Raw genomic sequence first — 1,382 nt, forward strand, 5'->3', positions numbered from 1 at the left:
TCTTCGGGTGTATGATATTCATGAGTTTCAGTATGTACCGAAACTGTAAATGGGGATCTTAGATAATTGTTAATAAGGTGCTGAACTGTACATCAGGAGGGAATAAGGTGAATTTGTACGAACTGTATGATGTTACTACGTGGATAAAATACGAAGTAGTGGAAAAAAAGGTTCCCTCATTATATCAGGAATTGATAAATGTAATTGAACATAATATAAATGCACAAAACGATCAACCACAACAGCCTTTCGATAAACAAAGAAACGCTCTGATCGAAGGCTTGAAAAAAATAAAAATATTTTCCCTTAGTTTTGAGCAAATTGAGCTATTAAAAAATATAGGCTGTTATGAATCAATAGGGAAAAATGCTGCAAATGAAATTGATCAGATTTTCTACAAAAAAGGATTAGATATTGCTTCAGCATTAAAAGAAATACAAACATTGCATCAGAGATTGAATTCGGGTATCGATAGATTAAAGAAAATCGAAACAAATTTGAATGGAATAATAAAAGAAAAGGATCGACCCGATATTGATAATGAAGCCGTTCTAAAAGTGCATTTCAAGCAACATGCCTCAATTACTAACGTTTCAGAATTTAAAAAATGGGCTAATGATTGGTATGATATATCTAGAGGAATAGCACTGTCAATCGATATGGCGCCTGAATCCGTGCGCGTTATTAGTGCAGAAAAAGGTTCAATTATTGTAGCCTTGAGTGTTGCAATCCCATTGGCTGGTATTGTAAGCAAAGTAATCTTGAGAGTGCTTGAAATTGCAGATAAGGTTCTAGAAATAAAGAAGAAATCTGAAGAAATAAAAAATTTAAAATTGCAAAATAAGAAGATAGAGCAAGACCTAATAAAAGAAGCGGAAACCATCAAGAAAAATGAAATTGAGCAACTGGTAATACAAATTGTTGAGGAACACATCGTACAACCTGATGGGGAGAAAAGAACGGCTTTAGAAAAATCGATTAAAAAACTAATATCTTTCATTGAAAAAGGTGGAGATGTTGATTGTTACATACCATATGATTCCGAAAACGCATCAGATACTGCAGATGAACGTGAAGATAACGCTTACCAAATATATACAAACTTTAAAAAAATCAGGGAACTAGATAGTAAACTGAAATTATTAGCTTATGTTGAATCGGAAACCATATAACCAGCAATTGGAGCAGACGTGGCTACTGTCATGGTTTGTGCTGGGGATTGGGTAAAGAAGAGGCAGAATTGAAAAGTGGAAGCTCTAATCTGTGAAAGATATGGTATAATTCAGAAAGGAAAGAGCACAAACACATGCCAGTGAACGCCACGCAGCTCAATTGAATGTTCTACGGACATGGTCAAATAAATACGAATATGGAATCGCGAT

The 1,382-nt window shown here is 34.4% G+C and carries 1 protein-coding gene; it reads left to right on the forward strand.

The annotated features are described in order from the left end of the window. Nucleotides 1–107 precede the first annotated feature (107 nt). Nucleotides 108–1,172 carry a hypothetical protein gene (locus F459_RS0121925; protein ID WP_020614777.1) on the forward strand — a complete coding sequence of 355 codons (1,065 nt, stop codon included), beginning with the start codon at nucleotides 108–110 and terminating at the stop codon, nucleotides 1,170–1,172. Nucleotides 1,173–1,382 lie beyond the last annotated feature (210 nt).

The sequence above is a fragment of the Sediminispirochaeta bajacaliforniensis DSM 16054 genome, from assembly GCF_000378205.1.
GTDB lineage: Bacteria > Spirochaetota > Spirochaetia > DSM-16054 > Sediminispirochaetaceae > Sediminispirochaeta > Sediminispirochaeta bajacaliforniensis.